The following is a 21,853-nucleotide window of genomic DNA, read 5'->3' on the forward strand; positions in this document are numbered from 1 at the left end:
TCGGGACGCGCATGCGGCGCGAGGATGCGGCTGCCCGCCTCGATGCATCGCAGGCTGCGGCTGCAGCCAGCGGCGTCAAGGCCATGATCCCCATCGCCGATGCGTCGGGTGCAGGCACCGCGCGTCCGTTCCTGGACTACGTGCTGTCGGCACTGGCGGACGTTGGTGTGCGTGAGGTCGTGCTGGTGCTTGGCCCGGAGCACGATGCGGTCCGGGACTACTACACGCGCGTTTCGCCGCCTGTGCGTGTGCGGGTGCGCTTTGCCCTGCAGGCGGAACCACTGGGCACGGCCAACGCCGTGGTGGCGGCGGCAGCGACGATTGGCGACGAGGCGTTTCTGGTGCTCAACGCCGACAACTTCTATCCGCGCGAAGCACTCAAACACTTGGTCGATGGAGACTCGGCCGCCACCATCGCCTTTGATCGTGATGCGTTGGTGCGTGAGGGCAACATCGACCGGGAACGCGTGCGCTCGTTTGCCGTGCTCGACGTGTCGCCCGAAGGACGATTGCTCGGAATCGTCGAGAAGCCGGGTGAGCAACTCGATCTCGATTCGCCGGCCGCGCGATGGGTCGGCATGAACTGCTGGGCAGTAACACCGGCGCTGGTCGACGCCTGTCGCCGCGTGGCGAAATCAGCCCGCGGGGAATTCGAATTGCCTGAGGCCGTCGCGCTGGCGATTCGCGAAGGCGTGGCGGTGCATGCCCAACGGCTCGCCCTGCCGGTTCTGGATCTCTCGCACCGCGCCGATATCCCGGCCGTCGTCGCCACGCTTGGTGCACTGGCGCCGCGGCCGTGAGTGAGGTCGTGTTTCCGCCGCTCACGGAGTCCGTGGTGACGGCGTCGCTTGATGGCGCGGGATTCACACCCGTGGTGGCGGATCGCTATCGCAAGCTGGAGCGCGACGCCGCACGCGCCCTCGATGATGCCGGAGTCACCAGCGAAGGACGACGCACGTGGATTGTCCCGGGACGCATCGAAGTGCTGGGAAAACACGTCGACTATGCCGGCGGACGGTCGCTGCTCTGCACGGTGGAACGCGGCATCGTGGTGATGGCGGCGCCACGGACCGATCGCAAGGTGGTGTTGCGCGATGCACGACGTCGTGAGGCGATGGTCGTATCGCTCGATCCGTCCCCGTTCCCGTCGTCGCAGGCGCCGTTGCCCTGGGCCGTATATCCACGCACCGTGGTGCGTCGACTGCAGCACAACTTCGGCGACCGGGTGGTCGGTGCCGACATCGCCCTGGCCAGCAACCTGCCACCCGCCGCCGGCGTATCGAGTTCCAGTGCGCTCGTCGTGGGGCTGACGCTCGCATTGTCGGCACTGAGCGACCTCGCCTCGGACGCGCTGTGGCACGAGGCGCTGGTGCCGCGCACGCGGCTGGCGGGATACTGCGGGGCCATGGAGAACGGGCTGGACTTCGGCGTGCTGGCCGGCGAGCGCGGTGTGGGCACATTGGGTGGGGCGCAAGACCAGACGGCCATTCTGTGCTGTGCTCCCGGCAAGCTTGACGTATTTGGTTGGGCGCCGGTGCGACACGAGCGCGAGGTCAGTTGGCCAGCCGACTACGTATTCGTGATTGGCGTGAGCGGTGTCGTGGCCTCAAAGACCGGCGCGGCGCGCGACCGATACAACAGGGTCGCCCGCACAGCGCATCACCTGGTGCATGCATGGAACGCGCAGGGCGGCGCAGCGCGCACGCTGCACGATGTGTTCATCGAGGCGGCCGGCGATCCGAGCGGCGAGTTGCCCGCGCCCCTGCTGCGCGTGGCGCACGACGCCGCGAACGAGGAGTTTACGGCCGACCAGCTGAATGCGCGTGTCCGTCAGTTCCACGCCGAAACGTGGCACCACGTACCCGACGCCGCCGAGGCACTCACACGCCACGATCTCGAGGGATTCGGTCGTGTGGTGGCCGCGTCACAACGCGGCGCTGAGATGGCATTGGAAAACCAGATTCCGGAGACGGTGCAGATGGTGAGCATCGCCCGCGAGTTGGGTGCGGTGGCGGCCAGTGCGTTTGGTGCGGGTTTCGGAGGGAGTGTCTGGGCGATGATCCCGGAACTCGAGGCCGAACGTTTCGCGTCGCGATGGCGCGATCGGTATGTGAAGCACTTCCCGCAGATTGCCAGCCGGGTGCAGGTGTTCGCCACTCGGCCCAGCGCGCCGGCGTTCGAGGTGGTGTAAGAATTCCTCGGAATGTGGGCGCGACTGGCTACATGACCAGTGCTCCCTGCGCGACCGTCGCAACGATACCCAAGGCACGCAACAGCCCGCGCGCGCCCTCCACATCCTCGTACCACTCGTGATCGGTGTGGGCGCCGCCACCGATACCGCCGCCGCCGATTGTGATAGCCGGGATGCCGCGCGATAGCGGAATGTTGGCGTCGGTCGATGCAGATGCCGACCGCGGTTCACGCTGCTGCCAGCGGGTAGCGTCCGCAGCGAGACGCACCAGCGGGTGGGCGGCATCGAGTCGTCCACCGGGACGATCGCCGAGCGTGGCCACGGTAACGGTGAGCAATGTCCCTGTGTGCTGACGCGTCGTATCCTGCGCAGCCCGTTCCGACAATCGGCGCACCAACTCGTGCAGGCGCCCGACGGCCGCGCCATCCAGCGCCCGCACATCGACATCAAACCACGCGCCGGCCGGAACCGACGTCAGCGACTCGCCACCGCCGATGCGCGTGACCGACACGGTGACGCCGGGTGGCTGCGCCTTGGCCAGCTGCGCAACAGCGGCGACGGCGCAGCCCGCCGCGTGAATGGCATTCGCCGCGTGCGGGTCGGCCCACGGATGCCCACCGGCGCCGACAAAGGACACATGCAATCGCCGCGAGGCGATACCGTGATGCACGATCAGTGAATCTCCCGGACCGTCCAACGCAATGGCTGCCACCGGTCTCAGGGTACCGGCGCGCTCGATTTCATCGAAGTAGGCACGCGCGCCGCGCAGATTGCCGACCCCTTCCTCGCCAACGGTGGCCACCAGTTCGATGGGATGTGTCAGCGTCGCACCAACGTCGTCGGCGCGTAGTACATCCGCCAACAATACCAGCGCCGCCAGGCCCCGCCCGTTGTCACCGATACCGGGCATGACAATCCGCGGGCCCTCATGACGCACCGCTAGCGGCACGTCTGCGTCAAACACGGTGTCCAGATGCGCCATCACCACCACCGGTGACGCTGACGAATCCGCACGCGCCCCGCCCGGAATGGACGCGATGACGTTCCCAACGGCGTCGCGACGAACCGCCAAACCCATCGCCGAGAGCCATTGCGTGACAACGTCGGCGCGACGCGCCTCGGCGCCGGTGGGTGCGGCAATTTCGGCAATCGCGATCTGACGCGCTATTGTCTCGCTCTGCCGGTCGGCCAGGCGACGCGCGCTCGCACTGAGCGAATCGAAGGCGTGGCGCCGAGGAGGGTACTCTGAAGAGCGAAGAAAGGTCACGACCAGTAATTGACGAACTTGGCCCGGGGTCGCAAGGTTCAAGCAATGAATGACCATATCGACAAGGCGACGCGCTGGAAACCAAGTCGCAATGTCCTGGCGCTCGCGGCCGTGAGTTTCCTCACCGATGCATCCAGCGAGATCATCGCGCCGCTGCTGCCGATGTTCCTCATCGGAACGCTGGGTGCATCCGTGCGCACGGTCGGTCTCATCGAGGGCGGTGCCGAAGCCATTGCGTCGCTGCTCAAGCTGGCCAGCGGCTGGTGGTCCGATCGCTCACAACGGCGCAAGCCACTCATCGTCTTCGGCTATACCGTCGCCTCGCTGGTGCGGCCGCTCATCGGCTTCGCGCAGTCCTCCACGCAGGTGCTGGCCATCCGATTCACCGATCGCGTGGGCAAGGGAGTGCGCGGTGCACCGCGTGACGCGTTGCTGGCAGCCTCCACGCCGGTCGAGTCGCGGGGGCGCGCGTTCGGCTTTCACCGCGCCGCTGATCACGCGGGCGCCGTGGTGGGGCCGCTCATTGCGATGGCTTGCCTGGCCTGGCTGGCCATGCCGCTCCGGCACGTGTTCTTTGTTGCCGCGATTCCCGGCGCCCTGGCCGTACTGGTGGCGATCTTTGCGGTGCGAGAGGAACGCGAAGCGGTTCCGGCGCAAATGACTTCAGCCCCGACGGCAACGAAAGTGGCCGCCGCCGACGCGAGACAAGCGCCCATGCCGGCGTCGTTTGTGCGCGTGATGGTCCCCATTGCCCTGTTCACGCTGGGGAATTCCACCGATGCGTTCCTGATCCTTCGCGCCAATCAACTCGGCGTGTCGCTGGCCCTGATCCCGCTGCTCTGGGTCCTGCTGCACGTAGTGAAGAGTGCATCCAGCACCCCCGGTGGCGCGCTGTCCGACAAGGTGGGACGAGCGCCGCTCATCATCGGGGGGTGGATCGTCTACGCGCTCGTATACGTGGGATTCGCGGCCGCGAGCGCCACCTGGCATGTCTGGGCGCTGTTCGCCCTGTATGGCATCGTCTTTGGACTGAGCGAGGGCACTGAGAAGGCTCTCATTGCGGACCTCGTCCCCGCGGCACGGCGCGGACGCGCATTCGGGTGGTATCACGCAATCATTGGCGTTGCCGCGCTCCCGGCGTCGATGGTATTCGGCGCCGTGTGGGACACATACGGCGCGAGCGCTGCCTTCCTGATGGGGGCAGCGCTCGCGGTGACGGCGTCCATGACGCTGTTGCTACTTCTTGGCTTTCGTGCCGTTGGGGCCGATCGTCCGCTCGAATAGGTCGAAGATTCGGGTGTATTCGTCAGTCCACGACGTCGGTCGCACAAATCCGTGGTCTTCCACTGGATAGACGGCGAGATCCCACCCCGTCTTGCCCAATTCGATGAAGCGCTGGGTGAGCCGCACGATATCCTGGAAGTGCACGTTGGTATCGACCATACCGTGCGCCATCAGCAACGGATCTTCAAGTCCCTCGGCAAAGTAGATAGGCGACGATCGGCGATACGCGAGCGTGTCGTCCTGCGGCAGGTTGAGGATGCCGCCGGTGTAGCCGTGGTTGTAGTGCGACCAGTCGGTCACACTGCGCAACGCCGCACCGGCGCCAAAGTCCTTCGGCGCGTTGAATAGCGCCATCAACGTCATGAATCCGCCGTAGCTGCCGCCGTACAGTCCGATACGCTCGGGATTGATGCCGTATTCCTTCTGCAGCCAACGCGATCCATCCACTTCGTCAGCCAGGTCGCGCCCACCCATCCACCGATAGATGGCGGTGCGCCAGTCGCGCCCGTAGCCCGCCGAGGCGCGGTAATCCATGTCCAGCACCACATAGCCTTTGGATGCGAGGTAATGGTTGAACATGTACTCGCGCGAATAGCTGCTCCAGTAGTCATGCACGTTGTGCATGTAACCGGCGCCATGCACGAAAATAACGGCCGCACCGTTTGGCTGCGCACCGACGTCCTGGGGCCGGTAGATGCGCGACGGTACGTCCACGCCGTCACTGGCGCGGATCTTCACAATAGCCGGCTTGATCCACGAACCTTTGCGGAACGCCTCGGAGGTGGACGTGGTCAGTTGCACTCGGCTCGCGTCAGCCGCGTCGGCCACGAACAACTCCGGTGGCACATTCGCCTGCGAGAACACGTCGGCAAGGCGTTTGCCGTCGGGGCTCACGACCACCCGATGTCCGCCGTGATCGCGCGTAATCTTCTCGCGTTTGCCGCCAGCCACCGGCAAGCGATAGAAGTGCGTGACGAACGGCGATTCCTCACTGGTATGGAGCCAGAACCACTTTCGATCGGCAGACAATTCGGCTTGCGTCACTTCCCACGCGCCATCGGTCAGCGCGGTGCGTCCGGTGCCATCGCGGTTCACCGAATACAGCTGCGCGAACCCGCTCGCTTCCGACGCAAACCACACGCGGCCATCCGGCAGCCAGCCCATGCATCCGCCGCAGGGGCCGCCCACCCACGCCGTGTCGCGCAGCGCGTCCACCACCTGCACGGGGCCGGCGTCACCCACGGTAATGAGATAGCGCCACTTGAAGTCCGGCGTGCCGGCACTGAGCAGCCCCGACGAGCCCTCATCGTTCCATCCCATGAATCGCACCTGCGCCGCCGCGCGCGCGCTGTCACCGCCTATCACATGCAGCATGGACAGCTTGCCGCTGGCCAACTCCAGGCGATAGGCGCGAAAGCGCACGTTGCCATCGCCCACTTTCGTGCGTGAGCCAATCTCCTCGGTGAAGCCGCTGCTGGTGACGTAGTTGGGAACCTGTGCCAGTCGCGGTTGTCCCGGCGGATTGCTGGCGGTCAACACGATTGCCGTGCGGAGGTTGGGCGAGACACTCAGTTGCGCCAGCCGCTCGCCAACGGGGAGATACGCTGGCTGTAGCCCTCGCGCGGCCGCCGCTGCGCGCTCGGCACGCTGCAGGGAGTCAGCGCGCTGCCGGTCGCGAATGACTTCCAGCAATTCACGCTGCTGACGTTCCAGCGCACCGCGCATGCCGGTCGCACGGGCCGAATCGCGCGGCGCCGGACCCGGACGCACGTCGGTCAGTTGCCGCACCAGCCCCGTCGCCAACTCCAACGCAAACGCATTGCCGTCACGCGTGAACAGCAATGCCCGCTCATCAGCGGAGAATCGCGGATCGCTTTCCGCCGACACGGTTTCCGTGAGGCGACGCAAGGTCGTCTTCTTCGTGTCGATCAGGTACAGATCGCCGCGCGCCGACACGGCCTTCTTCAACCCATCGCGCGTCCGCGGTCCGTCGGCAATGAACGGCGCCACACTGTCCATCTGCGCGTCGGTCAGCCGTTCCGGAACGCCACCGGCGACCGCTCGCACGCGATACGGACGCATCACCTCATCCCATACGGTGCCCGGTGGGTTCCATTGAAAGTAGACCCACTGACCATCCGCGCTCCAACTCACATTCTGCGGCTCGCGCCCGAAGTGCTCGGGCCCGCGCATGATGTTCGCGATGTTGAGATCGAAGCCATTCGGCGCCAATTGCGCGGCCAGCGTCAGCGGTGCAATCAACGCGGCACCAGCGACCCAACGAAGCAGCGGATTCATGGTAGTGCGGAGTGGGAGTGGACGATCTGAGAAATGAAAGACGGGAGACTGGAGACGGGAGACGGGAGACGTCCAACCGACACACGTTGAATCGGCATGCCGGAAGTCTCCCGTCTTCCCTCTCCCGTCTCCCGTCTTAAACACGCCAACTGTCTTTACGAGTCGCCGCCGTCCCTCAGCAGCAGCGCGATCCCGGCTGCGTATACTTGTCCGCCAGTCGTTCGCGTTCGAACGTGCGCGGATCAAGCGGGGTGCAATCGGGAAACTGCCGGTGCATGTGCGCCAGGTACGCGTCGTAATCCGGTACCCCGATAATGCGGCGCACGACGGCCGAAACGCGTCGCAGTCGCGCCAGCCAACCGGAGGCAGGCGCAGCACCTCCTGGCGAGAATTGGACCGCTTCGGGGCTGGATCGACGCGAGAGCGACATGGCGTGACGGGAAAGGACTGGAGCGTGATGCCGGGGTGACCACCGGCACGCTCACTCGTTGTGAGGCGGAGCCCCGCGTGAGCGGAGCGAAAGGAAAGTACGCGCCCCGCCCATGAATTTGCGAGAGTCTATGCCTGTGACCACCCGGTCCGCCGGTGCCAAGCTGCTGTGGTTGACCGCGCTCACGGCGGCGGGCCTCGTGGCCAGCGCGACGGCGGCTACCGTCTATTCCGCTGGCAAAATCCAGCGAAAACATGCACGCCTGGACTCCGCTTCGGTGGTGTCGCTGGACGCCGCACGCGGCACCGCATCGCTGGTTGCGCTCACGGACTCGTTGGTGGCACCGCTGGGCCCGTTGTCGCCCATCGACAGCATCACCCTGGCCCAGATCGTCGCGCTTCTCACGGCGCCGGCCGACTCCGCCACCTGGATCCCTCACGCAGCCGCTGATACCGCTCATGCGGCGACGACCGCCGCCTATCGTCGCTGGACGCGTAGCGCTCCACTGACGGCGTTCTGGGGCATCCGCCCGGGATTCCCGGGCATCGAAGACTCGAGAGCTGTTCCGATGCTGCGATTGCAGCCGCTGAAAAGACTCTGGAAGGAGAGCGAGGCGGCGGCCGACAGCGCCCTGTCAGCAGGGGACACGGACACGGCGTTGCTCCGTGCACGGGAAACACTCGCTGGTGCTCGGCACCTGATCAATCAACCGAGTCCGATCGATGCGCTTGTCGGTCGCGTGATGCTGTCGGACGGCGCCAAGCTGCTGGCCCGCGCGGCGCTGCAGGCGGACCAGCCGGCGTTGCACTCGTCCGCCCAACGTCTCTTGTCAATGACGCGCGCCTGGACGCCGGTTCCGCGCGGCCTGTGGACGATGAGTCCGAGGACGGCCGCCAGCACCAATCTGCTCGACATGGCCGGCGATCGCACGTTGTCCCCGGCAACCCGGTTCGTGGCCATAGAGGTCATGGTCGCGGGGGCGTGCGTGAATACGCGCGAAGTGCTCTTCGGTCCATCTGCGGCCCGACACGAGGCGGTGAACGCCATGATCGATGCCGCAGGAGATATTCCGCGGCTGTCGGAGTTGCGCCCGTTCTTCCACAGGACACTCGCGAAGCTGGACCAGTCCCCGGAGACTTTTGCGGGCGACACCAGACGGCCGCCTCCGTCAGACGAGCCGATGCTGCAGACGCTGCTGCGTTTAGTGGTGCCGGCGCGCGTGCAGGCGCGCGTTGACGCGTGTGACTGGTCCGGGGCGTAGGCGCGCCCCGAACCAGATCACCGAAACGCTTACCCCACCAGCGCCGTCTTCACATACGGCGCTTCGGCGGTCACCGCCGGCTTACGGCCGCTCACCACCGACAGCCACACCCGCATCGAGTCGGCGAGAATCACAATCACCGAAATCAGGAAGAATGCGGCGACCGCTGCGTCGAGACGGTCGTTAAAGATCATGCGCTGGGCGGCCTCCACTGATTTCACGGCCTTGGGCAACACCCCACTGGCAATGGCCGTCTCCAGCGTCCGCGCATGTGACAGGAATCCCAGCTTGGGATCCGCCGCAAAGATCTTTTCCAGTCCCGCGGTCATCGTCACGATCACCAGCCACGACATCGGCAACAGCGTGATCCACGCATACTTCGCCTTGCCCATCTTGATGAAGACCGTCGTGCCCACGCACAGCGCCACGGTGGCCAGCAACTGATTCGAAATGCCGAACAACGGCCACAGGGAGTTGATGCCGCCCAGCGGATCGGTGACGCCCTGATACAGGAAGTAGCCCCACATCGACACGAACAGCCCGCTGGCGATGATCACGCCCGGGTACCACGACGTGCGACCCATGGGCTTGATCACCGTGCCCAGCAGATCCTGCAGCATGAAGCGCCCGACGCGCGTGCCGGCATCCAGCGTGGTCAGAATGAACAACGCTTCGAACATGATGGCGAAGTGATACCACAACGCCAGCGCGCCTTCGCCACCGAGCACCTTCGAGAACAGGTGCGCCATGCCCACCGCGAGACTCGGGGCGCCACCCGTGCGCGACAGCAACGACGATTCACCCACCGACTTCGCCATGGCGTCCAGTGCCTCGGGCGTGATGACAAAACCCCAATTCGCGATGGCGGCCGCCGCACTGGCAGCGGTTGTGCCCAGCGCCGCAACCGGCGCGTTGATGGCGAAGTACATCCCGGGCGTCAGTGCGCAGGCCGCAATAAGCGCCATGATCGCCACCAGCGATTCGGTGAGCATCGACCCGTAGCCGATGAACCGCGCATCGGTTTCGCGACGCAGCAACTTTGGCGTCGTGCCGGAAGAAATCAACGAATGGAATCCGGAGATCGCCCCACAGGCGATGGTCACGAACACGAAGGGAAACAACTTGCCGGCGAAGACGGGTCCCGTGCCGTCGATGAACTGCGTGACCGCCGGCATTTCCAGCGGCGGTAACGCAATCAAAATGCCGACGCCCAGCGCCAGCACCACGCCGATTTTCACGAACGCGGAGAGGTAGTCGCGCGGGGCCAGCAGCAGCCACACCGGCAACACCGAGGCCGCAAAGCCGTACGCCATGATCAACAGCGAGAGCGTCGTGCCGCTGAGGGTGAACACCGGCGCCCACTCCGCCGATCCCGCCACCCACTGGCCGGCGAACAACGCCATCAACAGCAGAAACAACCCAATGGCCGTGGCCTCGATCACCTTGCCCGGGCGCAGCCATCGCAGATAGACACCCATCAACAGCGCAATCGGGATGGTCAGGCCGATCGTCACCGTGCCCCACGGACTGTCGCGCAAAGCGTTCACCACGATCAGCGCCAGCACCGATATCAGGATGATCATGATGCCCAGCACCGCCACCAGGGCGGTGCCGCCGGCGATCGGCCCGATCTCCTCCTTGGCCATCTGTCCCAGTGACTTGCCGTTTCGGCGAATGGACGCCGCCAGAATCACGAAGTCCTGTACGGCGCCACCCAGGACGACGCCCACCAGAATCCACAGTGCCCCGGGTAAGAAACCGAACTGCGCCGCCAACGTGGGACCGACCAGCGGACCCGGGCCGGCAATGGCGGCGAAATGATGCCCGAACACGATCCACTTGTTGGTCGGCACGAAGTCGCGACCGTCGTCCAATCGCTCGGCCGGTGTCGCCCGCGTGGCATCAAGCACAAACACCTTGCTCGCGATGATCTTGCTGTAGAACCGGTAGCCAATGAGGTAGGTGCAGACCGCCGCCGTGAGCAACCACGCGGCATTGACCTTCTCGCCATTCGAGAGGGCCACCATTGCAAGGGCACCAGCGCCAAGGATGGCAGTGGCTAGCCAGGGGAGAAGCCGGAGGAATCGGGACACGGCGGGGGCAGGTAGGTGGGCGCGATCCAAGCGGACGCTCAGAAGTGCAGCGAAGGAATCGGAACGGGTATGCGCTCCGGCGCGGGGGATGTCAATGTCTTGACGGCGATCCCGGGCGTTCCGGCGCTTCACCCGGCACGCGCCGCCAACGATCTTTCCCACCATGTCCACTCCCGTCACGCTCATTCCCGGCGACGGCATCGGCCCCAGCATCGCCGACGCCACGGTGCGCATTCTGGCCGCCGCCGGCGCTGACATCGCATGGGATCGCCAGGTGGCCGGCATGGCGGGCGTGGCCCGCTGGAACGACCCCATTCCCGACGCGACCCTCGATTCCATCAGGCGCACCCGCGTAGCCCTCAAGGGGCCGCTGGAAACGCCGGTCGGCGATGGGTTCCGCTCCATCAATGTCGCGTTGCGCACGACATTCGACCTGTATGCCAATGTGCGACCGGCGCATACCATCATCCCGGGACGCTTCAACGACATCGACCTGGTTCTCATTCGCGAGAACACCGAGGGACTGTATATCGGTGTCGAACACTACGTCCGCATCGGTGACGATCCCAAGGCGGCCGCCGAGTCGGTGGCGATTATCACGCGCGCCGGATCGGAGCGCATTGTGCGCTATGCCTTCGAGTATGCCCTGCGCCATCACCGCAAGAAGGTCACGCTCGTCCACAAGGCCAACATCCTGAAGTATTCACAAGGGCTGTTTCTCGACGTCGGCCGCATGATCGCCCGCGAATACGAAGGCCGCATTCAGTTTGAAGACCGCATCATCGACGCCATGGCCATGCACCTCGTGATGCGTCCCGAGGTGTTCGATGTCATCGTGACGACCAATTTGTTCGGGGATATTCTCTCGGACGAAATCTCCGGGCTCGTGGGCGGACTGGGGCTCGCACCAGGCGCGAATATCGGCACCAGTGCCGCGATCTTTGAAGCCGTCCACGGGACCGCCCCGGAGATTGCCGGCCAGAACATCGCCAACCCCGGCGCGCTGGTGCTGGCGGCGTGCATGATGCTCGATCATCTGGGCGACAGTGAGCGCGCCGCACGCATCCGCGCGGCCTTCGAAGGCACCCTGCGCGAGGGAAAGACGCTCACGCGCGACCTTGGCGGGTCGGCCAGCACCCACGAATTCACCAACGCCGTGATCGCGCGCCTCGCATGAGTTTCGCGCCGATGCGCGTGCTGCATATCTCGGACATCCACTGCGGACACCCGTTCGTGGCCGAACACGTCGCGGCGGCGGAATCGTTGGCGGCGTCGCAGGCGTTCAACGCCATCGTGGTCTCGGGCGACATGGCGCAGCGCGCTCGGGTGCACGAGTTCGAGCGGGCCCGGGATATCGTGAATCGCTTCCGCGCCATCGCGCCGACCCTCGTCGTGCCGGGCAACCACGACACGGCCTGGTGGCATGCGCCCTTCGGATTCGGCGATGTGGCCAGGATGCATGAGCGCTATCGCCAGTACATCAGCGACGACCTCGAACCAACCCTGCGGCTTCCCGGACTCTCGATCGTGGGCCTCAACTCGGCGCAGGGCACCATGCCCGCCACGCTCACCTGGTATCCGCGCGACTGGCGGGTGAAAGGCGGACTGACCACCGCACAGTTGGAACGCGCGCGCGCGTGCCTCGCTGCCAGCCCTGCGGGTGACCTTCGTCTGCTGGTGGTGCACCATAACGTTGTGCGCGGGCGGCTCTCGCGACGGTGGGGACTGGCTCGACCCCTGGAGATGCTCGATGCCATCGCGGTCATGCGCCCGCACGTGGTCTGCAGTGGCCACGATCACGAGGAACGGGTGGAGGTCGTAGAGCGCGCCACCGGTCGTTTCATTGCCAGCACCGCCAACACCCTGTCCAATCGCATGCGTCGCCATCGCCCGTCGTCGCTCACCGTGATTGAGGCACAGGGGGCCGTTGTGACCGTAACGGCATGGGTCTTTCAACACGGCGCCTTCGTCCCTGGTCCAATGACGGCCAGCCTGGGGACTGACGAGGCCACTATTGACGGCTGAGACTTCTTTGGTATCTTAGTACTGAGATACTGAGAGCCCGCCAGACGGGCAGGAGACATACCCCGTGACCGCACCGACGCTGCTTGGCCTGCACCACGTCACCCTGGTCGCCGCCAACGCCCAGCGCACCGCCGACTTCTACACCCAGGTCCTCGGACTTCGTCTGATCAAGACGACGGTGAATTTCGATGATCCCGGCAGCTATCACCTGTACTTCGCCGACGAGACCGGAAACGCTGGCACGGTGGTCACCTTCTTCGAATGGCCTCGGGCACCCAAGGGTCACCCGGGCATCGGAGGAACCCATCACGTGGCGCTTCGCGTGGCCGATCGCGATGCGCTCCTTCGGTGGAAGCGTCGTCTGCGCGACCTGGGCGTGGCGGTGAAGGGACCCTACGACAGACGCTACTTCACGTCCATCTACTTCCGCGACCCCGATGGGGTGATTCTCGAGATCGCCACCGATGGGCCCGGGATGCTGTTCGACGAAGTCGGCGAGGTGGTGCAGCGCACACCACCAGCGGACCTCATGCGCGGCAACCGCGATGAAGCGGCCATTGCGTCCCTCACGTGGCCCGAACCCGTCACGGCAATCGACGACGCCATGCAACTCACGCGCGGCATGCATCACCTCACGGCGATTGCGGCCAATGTCGAACGCACCGACGAGTTCCTGCGCGGCGTGTTGGGACTGACGTTGGTGAAGAAGACCGAGAACTTCGACGACCCGGGAACGCGACACTGGTCGTGGGGCTCTCCCGATGCGCGACCGGGGTCACTGGTCACCTATCTCGAGAAGAATCCCGCACGCGAGCGCCGGGCGCAGATGGGCACAGGGCAGGGACACCACTACGCGCTGGCCGTCGCCGACGAGATGACGCAGCTGGCCTATCGCGACAAGCTGCTCGACGCCAACCTGCCCGTGTCCGAGGTGATGGACCGCGTGTACTTCAAGAGCATCTACACCCGCGATCCCGATGGACACATCGTGGAGATTGCCACCATGGGGCCGGGTTTTCTGGTGGATGAGTCGGCCGAAACCGCCGGTACGGCGTTGCAGTTGCCGTGGTGGCTGGAGGCGCATCGGGAACAGATTGCAGCGCATCTGGAGCCGCTCGCTCACTCGCGCAGTGTCGCTCACCCCGCATCCACGGTATGATGTCCACGATGACGACACCTTTGGATCCTCACGCTGGGCAGTCACCACTCGTTGACGGAGTGCCGCTCGATCACGCCACCTACGCGCTGGTGCTGGTGCACGGGCGCGGCGGGACCGCCGAGGGCATGCTGCCCATCGCGCGCAGCGCCGGCGCGACCGATGCGGCGCTGATTGCACCGCGTGCCGCGGGCGGCACCTGGTATCCCAATCGCTTTCGCGATGCGATGGCGTCTAACGAACCGTACCTCACCTCGGCGCTGGCCGCCGTGCAGCGCACGGTGGAGGCGGTGACGGCGGGCGGCATCCCCGCCGAACGCATCATCCTGGTGGGATTCTCGCAAGGCGCCTGTCTCGCGTTGGAGTATGCGGCACGCAACGCGAGACGCCTCGGGGGCATCGCCGCGTTGGCGGGCGCGCTCATCGGTGACGAACATGATGCGCGCCACGATGCCGGCACGTTCGCGAATACGCCAATCCTGCTGGCGTGCGGTGACGCCGATGACCATATCCCCGAGCCGCGGGTGCGCGCGTCGGCGACGATGCTTGCCGCGCAGGGCGCGGTGGTCGACCTCCGGATCTACCCAGGGATCACTCACACAATTGTGGCCGACCAGCTCGACGCGCTGCGCACGATGATCGATGTCGTGCGCGGTCACGCGCTCGCCGGGTGACCGCACCGCGCGTGGCGGCGCGGGCGTTCAGCGAGCGATCGCTCCTGATCCTGCTGGGATGGGCGGCGATTGCCGTTATTGCGGCGGAATTCGTGCTCATTCCCATGCGGACCCGCGTGTGGTTCCCGGACTGGTCGGGAACGCTTAAGCCGTTCGCCTGGTGGTCGATCGGGCTTGCGGTGCTCTGGGTCATCGTGCCGGCCATCCTCCTGCGACGCGAAGGTCCGTTGCCATTTTCGGTCGCGTTGCCGAAAACGCGTAACGGCATCGCGCTCTACGCGGGGCTCATTGCCGTCATGATCCCGGCCCTGTTGCTGGCCAGTCGCCGGCCGGATTTCCTGAACACCTACCCCTTGCTGCATGCAGCCCCTCCCCTTGCCTGGAGCGGGGGATTGCTGTGGGCGTATTGGCTGTGCTACGGCAGCATCCTGTTCAGCACCGAGTTCTTCTTCCGCGGTGTGCTGCTGTTTGGACTGGAGTCGCGACTTGGAGTCGCCGCCGTGGGGGTGAGTGTCCTGCCGTACTGTCTCATTCACGCGCACAAGCCGCTGCCCGAGGCCTTCGGATCCATCGTCGCCGGCTATGTGCTTGGGGTGCTGGCGCTTCGTACTCGCAGCATTGGCGGCGGCGTGGTGGTGCACTGCGCGGTGGCGTTCGGCATGGACACACTGGCGCTCCTGCGCGCTTGATCGCGCGCGCGCTCACGCGCATTCTTCTCGGAATGCGCGACGCGGCCTTTGCCCAGCTGGGATTCGACTTCTCCGACACCACCGGAGTTGCCGCATCGTCGCCGTCGCCGGTTGAGCAGCAGCCACTTGTCTCGCTGCTCTCGCTTGGCTCGGTACCGACGGAGACGGTGGGACCCACCGTCGAGCCGTCTCGCGATCGACCGGCCCGCGGACGCTCCGCGACACGCGCCCGAACGGCCGTGCTGTTCTCGCGACTGCAAGACCTGGGTTTGCGCGGCGTCGAGACCCTGGTGCTCATGCGGACACGCACCGTGATGGTTTCGCTCATTGGCCGGACACTGCGCGTGAACGAGGGCTACGCCGAGGCGCCGGAGCCGGTGCTGCGCGCCATCGTGACGTTCGCGACCTCGCGCACCAAGGTGGCACGCGCCACCGCGCGCGACGCCATCCTGCAGTTCGAAATCGACCGGGCGCCCGCGCCGCGCCGGGTCGAGCCGCCGCGACCCGGTGATCTGGCGCTGATGGCGCAGCTGTCCGAGGCCCACCGACAGCTCAATGCGCAGCACTTCCAGGGCGCCCTTACCACCATTCCCATTCGCCTATCGGGACGGATGGCCACCCGACTTGGTCATTTCGATCCCGGCTCGAAGCATGTGGTGTCGGAGATTGTCCTGTCACGCCAGCACGTGGTGAAGCATGGATGGCGGGAAGCCATGCACACGCTGCTGCACGAGATGGTGCATCAGTGGCAGCATGAAACCGGTGCGCCGGTCGATCACCTGGCGGGGTTTCGCAAGAAGGCGCGCGAAGTGGGAATCACGCCGGCCGCGCGACGCGATGTCGTGCCGCTTGAGCGCCGCAGGCGTCGGTCGGCTGGCTTGGAATAGAGCGCGTACAGGAATCGCGCCATCCGCGTAGACGCCCGCGCCACCCTTGCGCTATTTTGAGCCCATCCGGAATTGCATTTTCTCCTCTGAAATAACGCCGTCATGGCCAACGATCTGCCTTCATCCATCCCCTCGGCCCTGCCATCGGTCAGTCTCTCTGCGCACGCCGCCGACCTCTTCAATATCGACGCGGCCCTCACGGAAGAGGAGCGGGCGATTCGTGACACGATTCGCGCCTTTGTCGACGAGAAGATCCGACCGATTATTGGCGACTGCTATGTCCAGGGGCGTTTCCCGAAAGAGCTGATCCCCGAACTCGCGGAACTCGGTGTGCTGGGCGCCAATCTCCCCGAGGAGTACGGCTGTGCCGGTCTGTCCAGCGTGGCCTACGGGCTCATCATGCAGGAGTTGGAGCGCGGTGATTCGGGCATTCGCTCGTTCGCATCAGTGCAGGGCGCGCTGGTCATGTATCCCATCTTCGCGTTCGGCTCGGAAGCGCAGAAGCGCCACTACCTGCCCAGACTCGCCAAGGGTGAGTTGATCGGATGCTTCGGACTCACCGAGCCCGATTTCGGGTCCAATCCGTCGGGAATGATCACCCGCGCGCGCCAGCAGGCCGATGGCAGTTGGATCATCAATGGCGCCAAGATGTGGATCACGAACGGCTCCATGGCCGACGTCGCGATCATCTGGGCCAAAACGGGCGACAGCACCGAAGACACCAGCATTCGTGGCTTTGTGGTGGACACCAAGACGCCAGGGTTCACGGCGCGCGACCAGAAGGGCAAACTGTCGTTGCGCGCCAGCGACACCTCCGAATTGGTGTTGGTGGATGTACACGTGTCGGCCGATGCCATTCTGCCCGAGAGTAAGGGACTCAAGAGCCCGCTCATGTGTCTCACGCAGGCGCGCTACGGCATCTCATGGGGCGTCCTCGGGGCAGCGCTGGCCTGTTTTGAAGAGGCCGTGTCGTACGCCAAGAACCGGGTGATGTTCGACAAGCCGATTGGCGGATTTCAGATCCAGCAGGTCCGATTGGCGGATATGCTCACGGAAATCGTGAAGGGGCAGTTGGTGTCCCTGCATCTGGGCCGCATGAAAGACGCCGGCAATTTCACACCCACGCAGGTGTCACTCGCCAAGCGCAACAATGTCAGCATTGCCACCGACATTGCGCGCGAGACGCGTCGCCTGTTGGGCGCCAACGGTATCCTGGCCGAATACGGCGCACTGCGGCACATGGCCAATCTGGAAAGCGTGTATACCTACGAAGGGACCCATGACGTCCACTCGCTGATTCTCGGGCAGGCGATCACCGGTCTGGCCGCGTTCAAGTAGCGCGTGGTATCCACTCTTCGTAGCTTCCCTTCGGGCCGCTGCGCCTGCCTGCGGGCGGCGCAGTGGGCGCCGTCATCAATCTGACTTTCAATTCGGAGCAACCGCGGTGAAAATCGCCGTGTGCATCAAGCGGGTCCCCGTGATGGAAGTGAAGTTCGCCATCACCGCGGACGGTTCCCGTGTCGACGAGACGGGACTCAAGTACGACGTCAACGATTTCGACCTGTGGGCCATCGAAGCCGGCCTGCAACTGAAGGAAAAGAACGGCAACGTGGGCGAGGTCGTCGTGATCACGCTCGGCACCGACGCCGCGCAGGAACAGATTCGCAAGGCGCTGGCCATGGGCGCCGATCGTGGCGTGCTGTTGCAGGCCGATCGCGCACCGGCCGACGGGCTCGCCGTGGCGCGCGCGCTGGCCGCGGAACTCAAGGACGGCGGGTACGATCTGATTCTCTGCGGTCGCATCGCGATTGACTCGATGAACCAGATGACCGGTCCGATGATCGCCGAGCTGCTTGATGTGCCGTGCGTGACCAACGTGTTTCGCCTGGAAGTTGCCGGTGCCACGGGCCGGGCCGAGCGCGTGCTGGAAGGCGGGTCGGAGGTCGTGGAGTTTCCGCTGCCGGCGCTGCTCACCATCGATGATGGACTGAACAAGGAACGCTTGCCCTCGCTCAAGGGCATCATGGCGGCCAAGAAGAAACCATTGGACGTGAGACCGGCGCAGTTCGGTGACGCGCACGTGGTGGTGGCGAAGATGTCGCTGCCGGCCGAACGGGCCGCCGGTCGCATTCTTGGTGACAGCGCTGCGGCGGTTCCGGAACTGATCCGACTCCTCCAGACTGAAGCGAAGGTACTCTGAGATGGCCAATGTTCTCGTAGTCGCTGAAGTGCGCGGCGGTGAGCTGCGCAAGGTGGCCCTGGAAGCCGTCACGGCCGCGCGGGTCTTGGCTGATCAGTCGGGCGGCGGCAGTGTGCACGCCGTGCTGGCCGGTGCGCCGGGAATTGCCGCGAAGGCCGGCGCGCTCGCGCTTCATGGCGCGGACAGCGTGCTGGTGCTCGAACATGCCGGGTTTGCGATGTACAACCCGGAAGCGCTGGCGACAACCATCGCGCAGCGTTTATCAGGTGGCGCGTACGGGTATGCGCTGTTCAGCGCGACATCGCACGGTCGCGATCTGTCGCCGCGCGTGGCGGCAAAACTCGGCGCCGGATTGGTGCCCGATGTCACCGGCTTTCGTGTTGAAGGTGGCGCGGTCGTGGGCGAGCATCCGCAGAATAACGGCAAGGTGGTGGCGACGCTGTCGCTGAGTGGTGCTCCCGCCCTCATTCAGGTGCGTCCGGCCGCATTCCAGCCGGCCGAAAACGCCAAGCCGTTGGTCACGGAAAGCATGGCATCCGCCGTCGACCCGGACGCGTCGCGCGTAAAGACCGTGGAACTCAAGCAGGGTGGTGGCGGCAAGATCGACCTCAATGACGCGCCGGTCATCGTGGCCGGCGGTCGCGGACTCAAGGCCGCCGAAAACTTCAAGTTGTGTGAAGATCTGGCAGACGCATTCGGGAACGCAGCGGTGGGCGCCACGCGCGCGGTGACCGACGAAGGTTGGCGTCCACACACCGACCAGATCGGACAGACAGGGCGCAATGTCAGCCCCAACCTGTACATCGGAGTCGGTATTTCCGGTGCGATCCAGCACCTCGCCGGCATGCGGACATCGAAGACGATTGTGGCCATCAACAAGGACAAGGACGCGCCAATCTTCAAGATCGCCGACTATGGCATCGTGGGCGACGCGTTCGAGATAATGCCGGCGCTGACGGCGGCCGTGAAGGCGGCGAGGGCACAAGGGTAGCGTGACGCTTTCCAATCTCGTCTTTGCGATCTTTCTCGCCGTCGCCATCGGGTTCTTCACCCGAAGCGTCCGGCGGCTCAATCGCTGGCTCGACATCGGCCACGATGAGGTTCGCACGGATCACGTCGATGTCCGCACCAGGAATCTGCTGCTGATCGGCATCGGTCAGTCCAAGATTCTTCGTGATCCGATTGGCGGGATGATGCACGCCCTCGTGTTCTGGGGCTTCTGCGTGCTGGGGTTGGGAACCGTGGAGATCATGATCCAGGGGCTGTATACGCCCTTCACCTGGGACGTGATCCTGCCGCGCTTCCTGTACCTGCCGTATGTCGTGTCGCAGGAGGTGTTCGCGGTGTTTGTGCTGATCCCGGTGACGCTGCTGCTGTACCGGCGACTGGTGATCCGTCCGGCGCGGTTCCGCAACGACCCGGTGCATGGCGGCGATGCCGTGTTCATCCTGGGCATGATCGGCGCGTTGATGATTTCGCTGCTCATCCTCTTCACGGCCGAGTTGCGTACCGGTGCGGCGACAGAGGGCCGTGTGGTGTCGTCGCTGCTGCTGCCGTTCTTCAGCGGCGTGTCACCCGAGACCGCACATATCGTGGCGCGCGTGTCATGGTGGTTTCATGCACTGCTCATCCTGTATTTCCTGAATCACCTGCCCGGTTCCAAGCACCTGCACGTGCTCACGTCGCTCATCAACGTGTGGCTCTCCAACACCAGCGGCCCGGGCACCGTGGGTGCGATGCGCCCCATGGACCTGGAAGCGGAAAACGCCGAGCAGTTCGGCGCCGCCGACGTCGAGCATCTGTCGTGGAAGAATCTCCTGGACGGATACTCGTGCACGGAGTGCGGTCGCTGCACGGCGGCATGCCCGGCCAACATCACGGGCAAGACGCTCTCGCCACGCATGATCGTGGTGAAGACGCGCGCGCGTCTCACATTGGATATCATCAACGAACTGCGTCGCGATCTGGTGCTGATGGAATCGCGCTTCCCCGAGGAGCTGGCGCCGGCGCTCACATCACTCGAACGCAACGGCAGTCCGTGGGCGTTCAGCGCGGCCGATCGCGTGCAATGGACCGAAGGACTCGACATTCCCACGATGGCCGAAATGGCCGCGGCCGGCGAGAAGCCGGACATCCTGTTCTGGGTGGGGTGCATGGGCTCCTTCGACGATCGCGCGAAGAAGATCACCGTGGCCTTTGCGCGCATCCTGCAGGCGGCCAACGTAAAATTCGCCATTCTGGGACAGGAAGAAAGCTGTCATGGCGATCCGGCGCGTCGCATGGGCAACGAGTATCTGTACCAGATGCTGGCCAAGGGCGTCATCGAGACGCTCGATGGCTACCAGATCAAGACGATCGTCACCTTCTGCCCGCACTGCTTCCACCAGATGGGGAACGAGTTCCCCGATCTGGGCGGACACTACGAAGTCATTCATCACACGGAGTACATCGAGCGCCTCCTGTCCGACGGTCGCGTGCCGTTGGAAACGGAACACGGCCAGCGACTGAAGGTGGCCTACCACGATTCATGCTACCTCGGCCGCTACAACGAGATCTACGACGCGCCGCGCAACACGCTGCGCAAGGCGTTGCCCATCGTGGAGCTGGTCGAACCCGCGCGCACACAAAGTCGTGGCATGTGCTGCGGTGCCGGCGGTGGTCGCATGTGGATGGAGGAGACGCAGGGCAAGCGCGTCAACGTGGAGCGCACCGAGGAGTTGTTGGCCACCGGCGCCGATCAGATTGCTGTGGCCTGCCCATTCTGCATGACCATGATCACCGATGGTGTGACTGGTGCGGGTAGTGAGGTGCCGGTGCTCGATATCTCGGAGGTTGTGGCGAGTCGACTCGCGGGTGTAGCCGTCAGCGGCTGACGTCAGCGAATCTCCAGCTTCGCCTGCGCCGCCGTCATCGTCTCGCCGCCATAGTCCACGATCGCCAACAGCATGTAGCGTCCCTTGGCAAGCTTTGGCATCGGCACGCGGAAGCGCTGCGTCTCACCCGGCTTGACGATCTGCGCATCCACAAACGGCAACGAAGCGGCCACGCTGTCCTGACTCACATGCACCTGGACCTCGCCCGCGATGATCGTGGTTGAGGAGCCAGTGTTGGCATACGTGATCTCGAGCGTGTCCCCTTTCTGGCCGGTGATGACCAGGTTCCGCACCTTGCCGTCAATCGCCGGAACGGGCGCACTGCTCGGCGAGGTGGCTGCTGGGCGCGTGCCGGCGTGGCCAGGGGTGGACTGTGCCCAGACCTGTGTCGAGGCGAAGCAGAGCGACGCGGTCGCGCCAAGTATTGAACCGGGAAGCGAGACAAGGCGTCGGATGAGCTGGCGCATGGCGGGCGGGGCAGGGGGAAGACCAGGTGAATCCTGCCAGTCAGCAGTGGAACATTGG

General features: G+C 65.0%; 19 protein-coding genes. 14 read left to right on the forward strand and 5 right to left on the reverse strand.

The window, feature by feature from the left end; translation table 11 throughout:
- Window positions 1-11: 11 nt before the first annotated feature.
- Window positions 12-800, forward strand: a complete 789-nt coding sequence (locus IPP90_18975; GenBank protein MBL0172747.1) for an NTP transferase domain-containing protein — start codon at window positions 12-14, stop codon at window positions 798-800.
- Window positions 797-2,191, forward strand: coding sequence for a galactokinase (locus IPP90_18980; protein ID MBL0172748.1), 1,395 nt, complete (start codon window positions 797-799; stop codon window positions 2,189-2,191). Before IPP90_18975 ends, IPP90_18980 begins: the two co-directional genes overlap by 4 nt.
- Before the next feature lie 28 nt (window positions 2,192-2,219).
- Here the strand turns inward: IPP90_18980 and IPP90_18985 are convergent, their stop codons facing one another.
- The gene (locus IPP90_18985) at window positions 2,220-3,458 is read right to left on the reverse strand and encodes a M20/M25/M40 family metallo-hydrolase (protein ID MBL0172749.1); all 1,239 of its coding nucleotides are present in this window, start codon (window positions 3,456-3,458) and stop codon (window positions 2,220-2,222) included.
- 45 nt (window positions 3,459-3,503) lie between these two features.
- Between IPP90_18985 and IPP90_18990 the strand changes: the two genes are divergently transcribed.
- Window positions 3,504-4,742, forward strand: coding sequence for an MFS transporter (locus IPP90_18990; protein ID MBL0172750.1), 1,239 nt, complete (start codon window positions 3,504-3,506; stop codon window positions 4,740-4,742).
- On the opposite strand, the gene IPP90_18995 is transcribed toward IPP90_18990, so the two are convergent.
- Entirely contained in the window at window positions 4,695-7,040 is a 2,346-nt protein-coding gene (locus IPP90_18995; protein ID MBL0172751.1) for a S9 family peptidase, read from the reverse strand. The genes IPP90_18990 and IPP90_18995 overlap by 48 nt on opposite strands.
- Before the next feature lie 175 nt (window positions 7,041-7,215).
- Window positions 7,216-7,470, reverse strand: coding sequence for a YbdD/YjiX family protein (locus IPP90_19000; protein MBL0172752.1), 255 nt, complete (start codon window positions 7,468-7,470; stop codon window positions 7,216-7,218).
- Window positions 7,471-7,606: 136 nt separating this feature from the next.
- Here IPP90_19000 and IPP90_19005 point away from each other — a divergent pair, with 136 nt between their 5' ends.
- Entirely contained in the window at window positions 7,607-8,731 is a 1,125-nt protein-coding gene (locus IPP90_19005; GenBank protein MBL0172753.1) for a hypothetical protein, read from the forward strand.
- Window positions 8,732-8,760: 29 nt separating this feature from the next.
- On the opposite strand, the gene IPP90_19010 is transcribed toward IPP90_19005, so the two are convergent.
- A complete protein-coding gene (locus IPP90_19010) occupies window positions 8,761-10,758 on the reverse strand; it encodes a carbon starvation protein A (protein MBL0172754.1) in 1,998 nt (665 codons plus the stop codon).
- 229 nt (window positions 10,759-10,987) lie between these two features.
- Between IPP90_19010 and IPP90_19015 the strand changes: the two genes are divergently transcribed.
- The 10 genes from IPP90_19015 (at window position 10,988) to IPP90_19060 (ending at window position 21,328) form a co-directional block, all read left to right on the forward strand.
- Window positions 10,988-12,001, forward strand: a complete 1,014-nt coding sequence (locus tag IPP90_19015; GenBank protein MBL0172755.1) for an NAD-dependent isocitrate dehydrogenase — start codon at window positions 10,988-10,990, stop codon at window positions 11,999-12,001.
- Window positions 11,998-12,849 (forward strand): metallophosphoesterase, encoded by an 852-nt coding sequence (locus IPP90_19020; GenBank protein ID MBL0172756.1) that lies wholly within the window; start codon window positions 11,998-12,000, stop codon window positions 12,847-12,849. The genes IPP90_19015 and IPP90_19020 overlap by 4 nt, the downstream gene beginning before the upstream one ends.
- Window positions 12,850-12,913: 64 nt before the next feature.
- On the forward strand, window positions 12,914-14,008 hold the full coding sequence (locus tag IPP90_19025) for a VOC family protein (GenBank protein MBL0172757.1): 1,095 nt from the start codon (window positions 12,914-12,916) through the stop codon (window positions 14,006-14,008).
- 8 nt (window positions 14,009-14,016) lie between these two features.
- On the forward strand, window positions 14,017-14,679 hold the full coding sequence (locus tag IPP90_19030) for a dienelactone hydrolase family protein (GenBank protein MBL0172758.1): 663 nt from the start codon (window positions 14,017-14,019) through the stop codon (window positions 14,677-14,679).
- Entirely contained in the window at window positions 14,676-15,368 is a 693-nt protein-coding gene (locus IPP90_19035) for a CPBP family intramembrane metalloprotease (GenBank protein MBL0172759.1), read from the forward strand. Before IPP90_19030 ends, IPP90_19035 begins: the two co-directional genes overlap by 4 nt.
- Window positions 15,369-15,400: 32 nt before the next feature.
- Window positions 15,401-16,255, forward strand: coding sequence for a SprT-like domain-containing protein (locus IPP90_19040; protein ID MBL0172760.1), 855 nt, complete (start codon window positions 15,401-15,403; stop codon window positions 16,253-16,255).
- Window positions 16,256-16,357: 102 nt separating this feature from the next.
- Window positions 16,358-17,593 carry an acyl-CoA dehydrogenase family protein gene (locus tag IPP90_19045; GenBank protein ID MBL0172761.1) on the forward strand — a complete coding sequence of 412 codons (1,236 nt, stop codon included), beginning with the start codon at window positions 16,358-16,360 and terminating at the stop codon, window positions 17,591-17,593.
- 106 nt (window positions 17,594-17,699) lie between these two features.
- Window positions 17,700-18,455 carry an electron transfer flavoprotein subunit beta/FixA family protein gene (locus IPP90_19050; protein MBL0172762.1) on the forward strand — a complete coding sequence of 252 codons (756 nt, stop codon included), beginning with the start codon at window positions 17,700-17,702 and terminating at the stop codon, window positions 18,453-18,455.
- A 1-nt stretch (window position 18,456) separates the two neighbouring features.
- The gene (locus tag IPP90_19055; GenBank protein ID MBL0172763.1) at window positions 18,457-19,446 is read left to right on the forward strand and encodes an electron transfer flavoprotein subunit alpha/FixB family protein; all 990 of its coding nucleotides are present in this window, start codon (window positions 18,457-18,459) and stop codon (window positions 19,444-19,446) included.
- 1 nt (window position 19,447) lies between these two features.
- On the forward strand, window positions 19,448-21,328 hold the full coding sequence (locus IPP90_19060) for a (Fe-S)-binding protein (protein ID MBL0172764.1): 1,881 nt from the start codon (window positions 19,448-19,450) through the stop codon (window positions 21,326-21,328).
- Between the two features lie 2 nt (window positions 21,329-21,330).
- On the opposite strand, the gene IPP90_19065 is transcribed toward IPP90_19060, so the two are convergent.
- On the reverse strand, window positions 21,331-21,795 hold the full coding sequence (locus tag IPP90_19065; GenBank protein ID MBL0172765.1) for a hypothetical protein: 465 nt from the start codon (window positions 21,793-21,795) through the stop codon (window positions 21,331-21,333).
- Window positions 21,796-21,853: the final 58 nt, after the last annotated feature.

The organism is Gemmatimonadaceae bacterium, from assembly GCA_016720905.1.
In the GTDB taxonomy this organism is placed as follows: domain Bacteria; phylum Gemmatimonadota; class Gemmatimonadetes; order Gemmatimonadales; family Gemmatimonadaceae; genus Gemmatimonas.

Coding starts and splice junctions, on each gene's coding strand:
- IPP90_18975 (MBL0172747.1), top strand. CDS start 12: ATGCGGCGCGAGGATGCGGCTGCCCGCCTCGATGCATCGCAGGCTGCG.
- IPP90_18990 (MBL0172750.1), top strand. CDS start 3,504: ATGAATGACCATATCGACAAGGCGACGCGCTGGAAACCAAGTCGCAAT.
- IPP90_18995 (MBL0172751.1), bottom strand. CDS start 7,040: ATGAATCCGCTGCTTCGTTGGGTCGCTGGTGCCGCGTTGATTGCACCG.
- IPP90_19000 (MBL0172752.1), bottom strand. CDS start 7,470: ATGTCGCTCTCGCGTCGATCCAGCCCCGAAGCGGTCCAATTCTCGCCA.
- IPP90_19010 (MBL0172754.1), bottom strand. CDS start 10,758: ATGGTGGCCCTCTCGAATGGCGAGAAGGTCAATGCCGCGTGGTTGCTC.
- IPP90_19015 (MBL0172755.1), top strand. CDS start 10,988: ATGTCCACTCCCGTCACGCTCATTCCCGGCGACGGCATCGGCCCCAGC.
- IPP90_19020 (MBL0172756.1), top strand. CDS start 11,998: ATGAGTTTCGCGCCGATGCGCGTGCTGCATATCTCGGACATCCACTGC.
- IPP90_19030 (MBL0172758.1), top strand. CDS start 14,017: ATGACGACACCTTTGGATCCTCACGCTGGGCAGTCACCACTCGTTGAC.
- IPP90_19040 (MBL0172760.1), top strand. CDS start 15,401: ATGCGCGACGCGGCCTTTGCCCAGCTGGGATTCGACTTCTCCGACACC.
- IPP90_19045 (MBL0172761.1), top strand. CDS start 16,358: ATGGCCAACGATCTGCCTTCATCCATCCCCTCGGCCCTGCCATCGGTC.
- IPP90_19055 (MBL0172763.1), top strand. CDS start 18,457: ATGGCCAATGTTCTCGTAGTCGCTGAAGTGCGCGGCGGTGAGCTGCGC.
- IPP90_19065 (MBL0172765.1), bottom strand. CDS start 21,795: ATGCGCCAGCTCATCCGACGCCTTGTCTCGCTTCCCGGTTCAATACTT.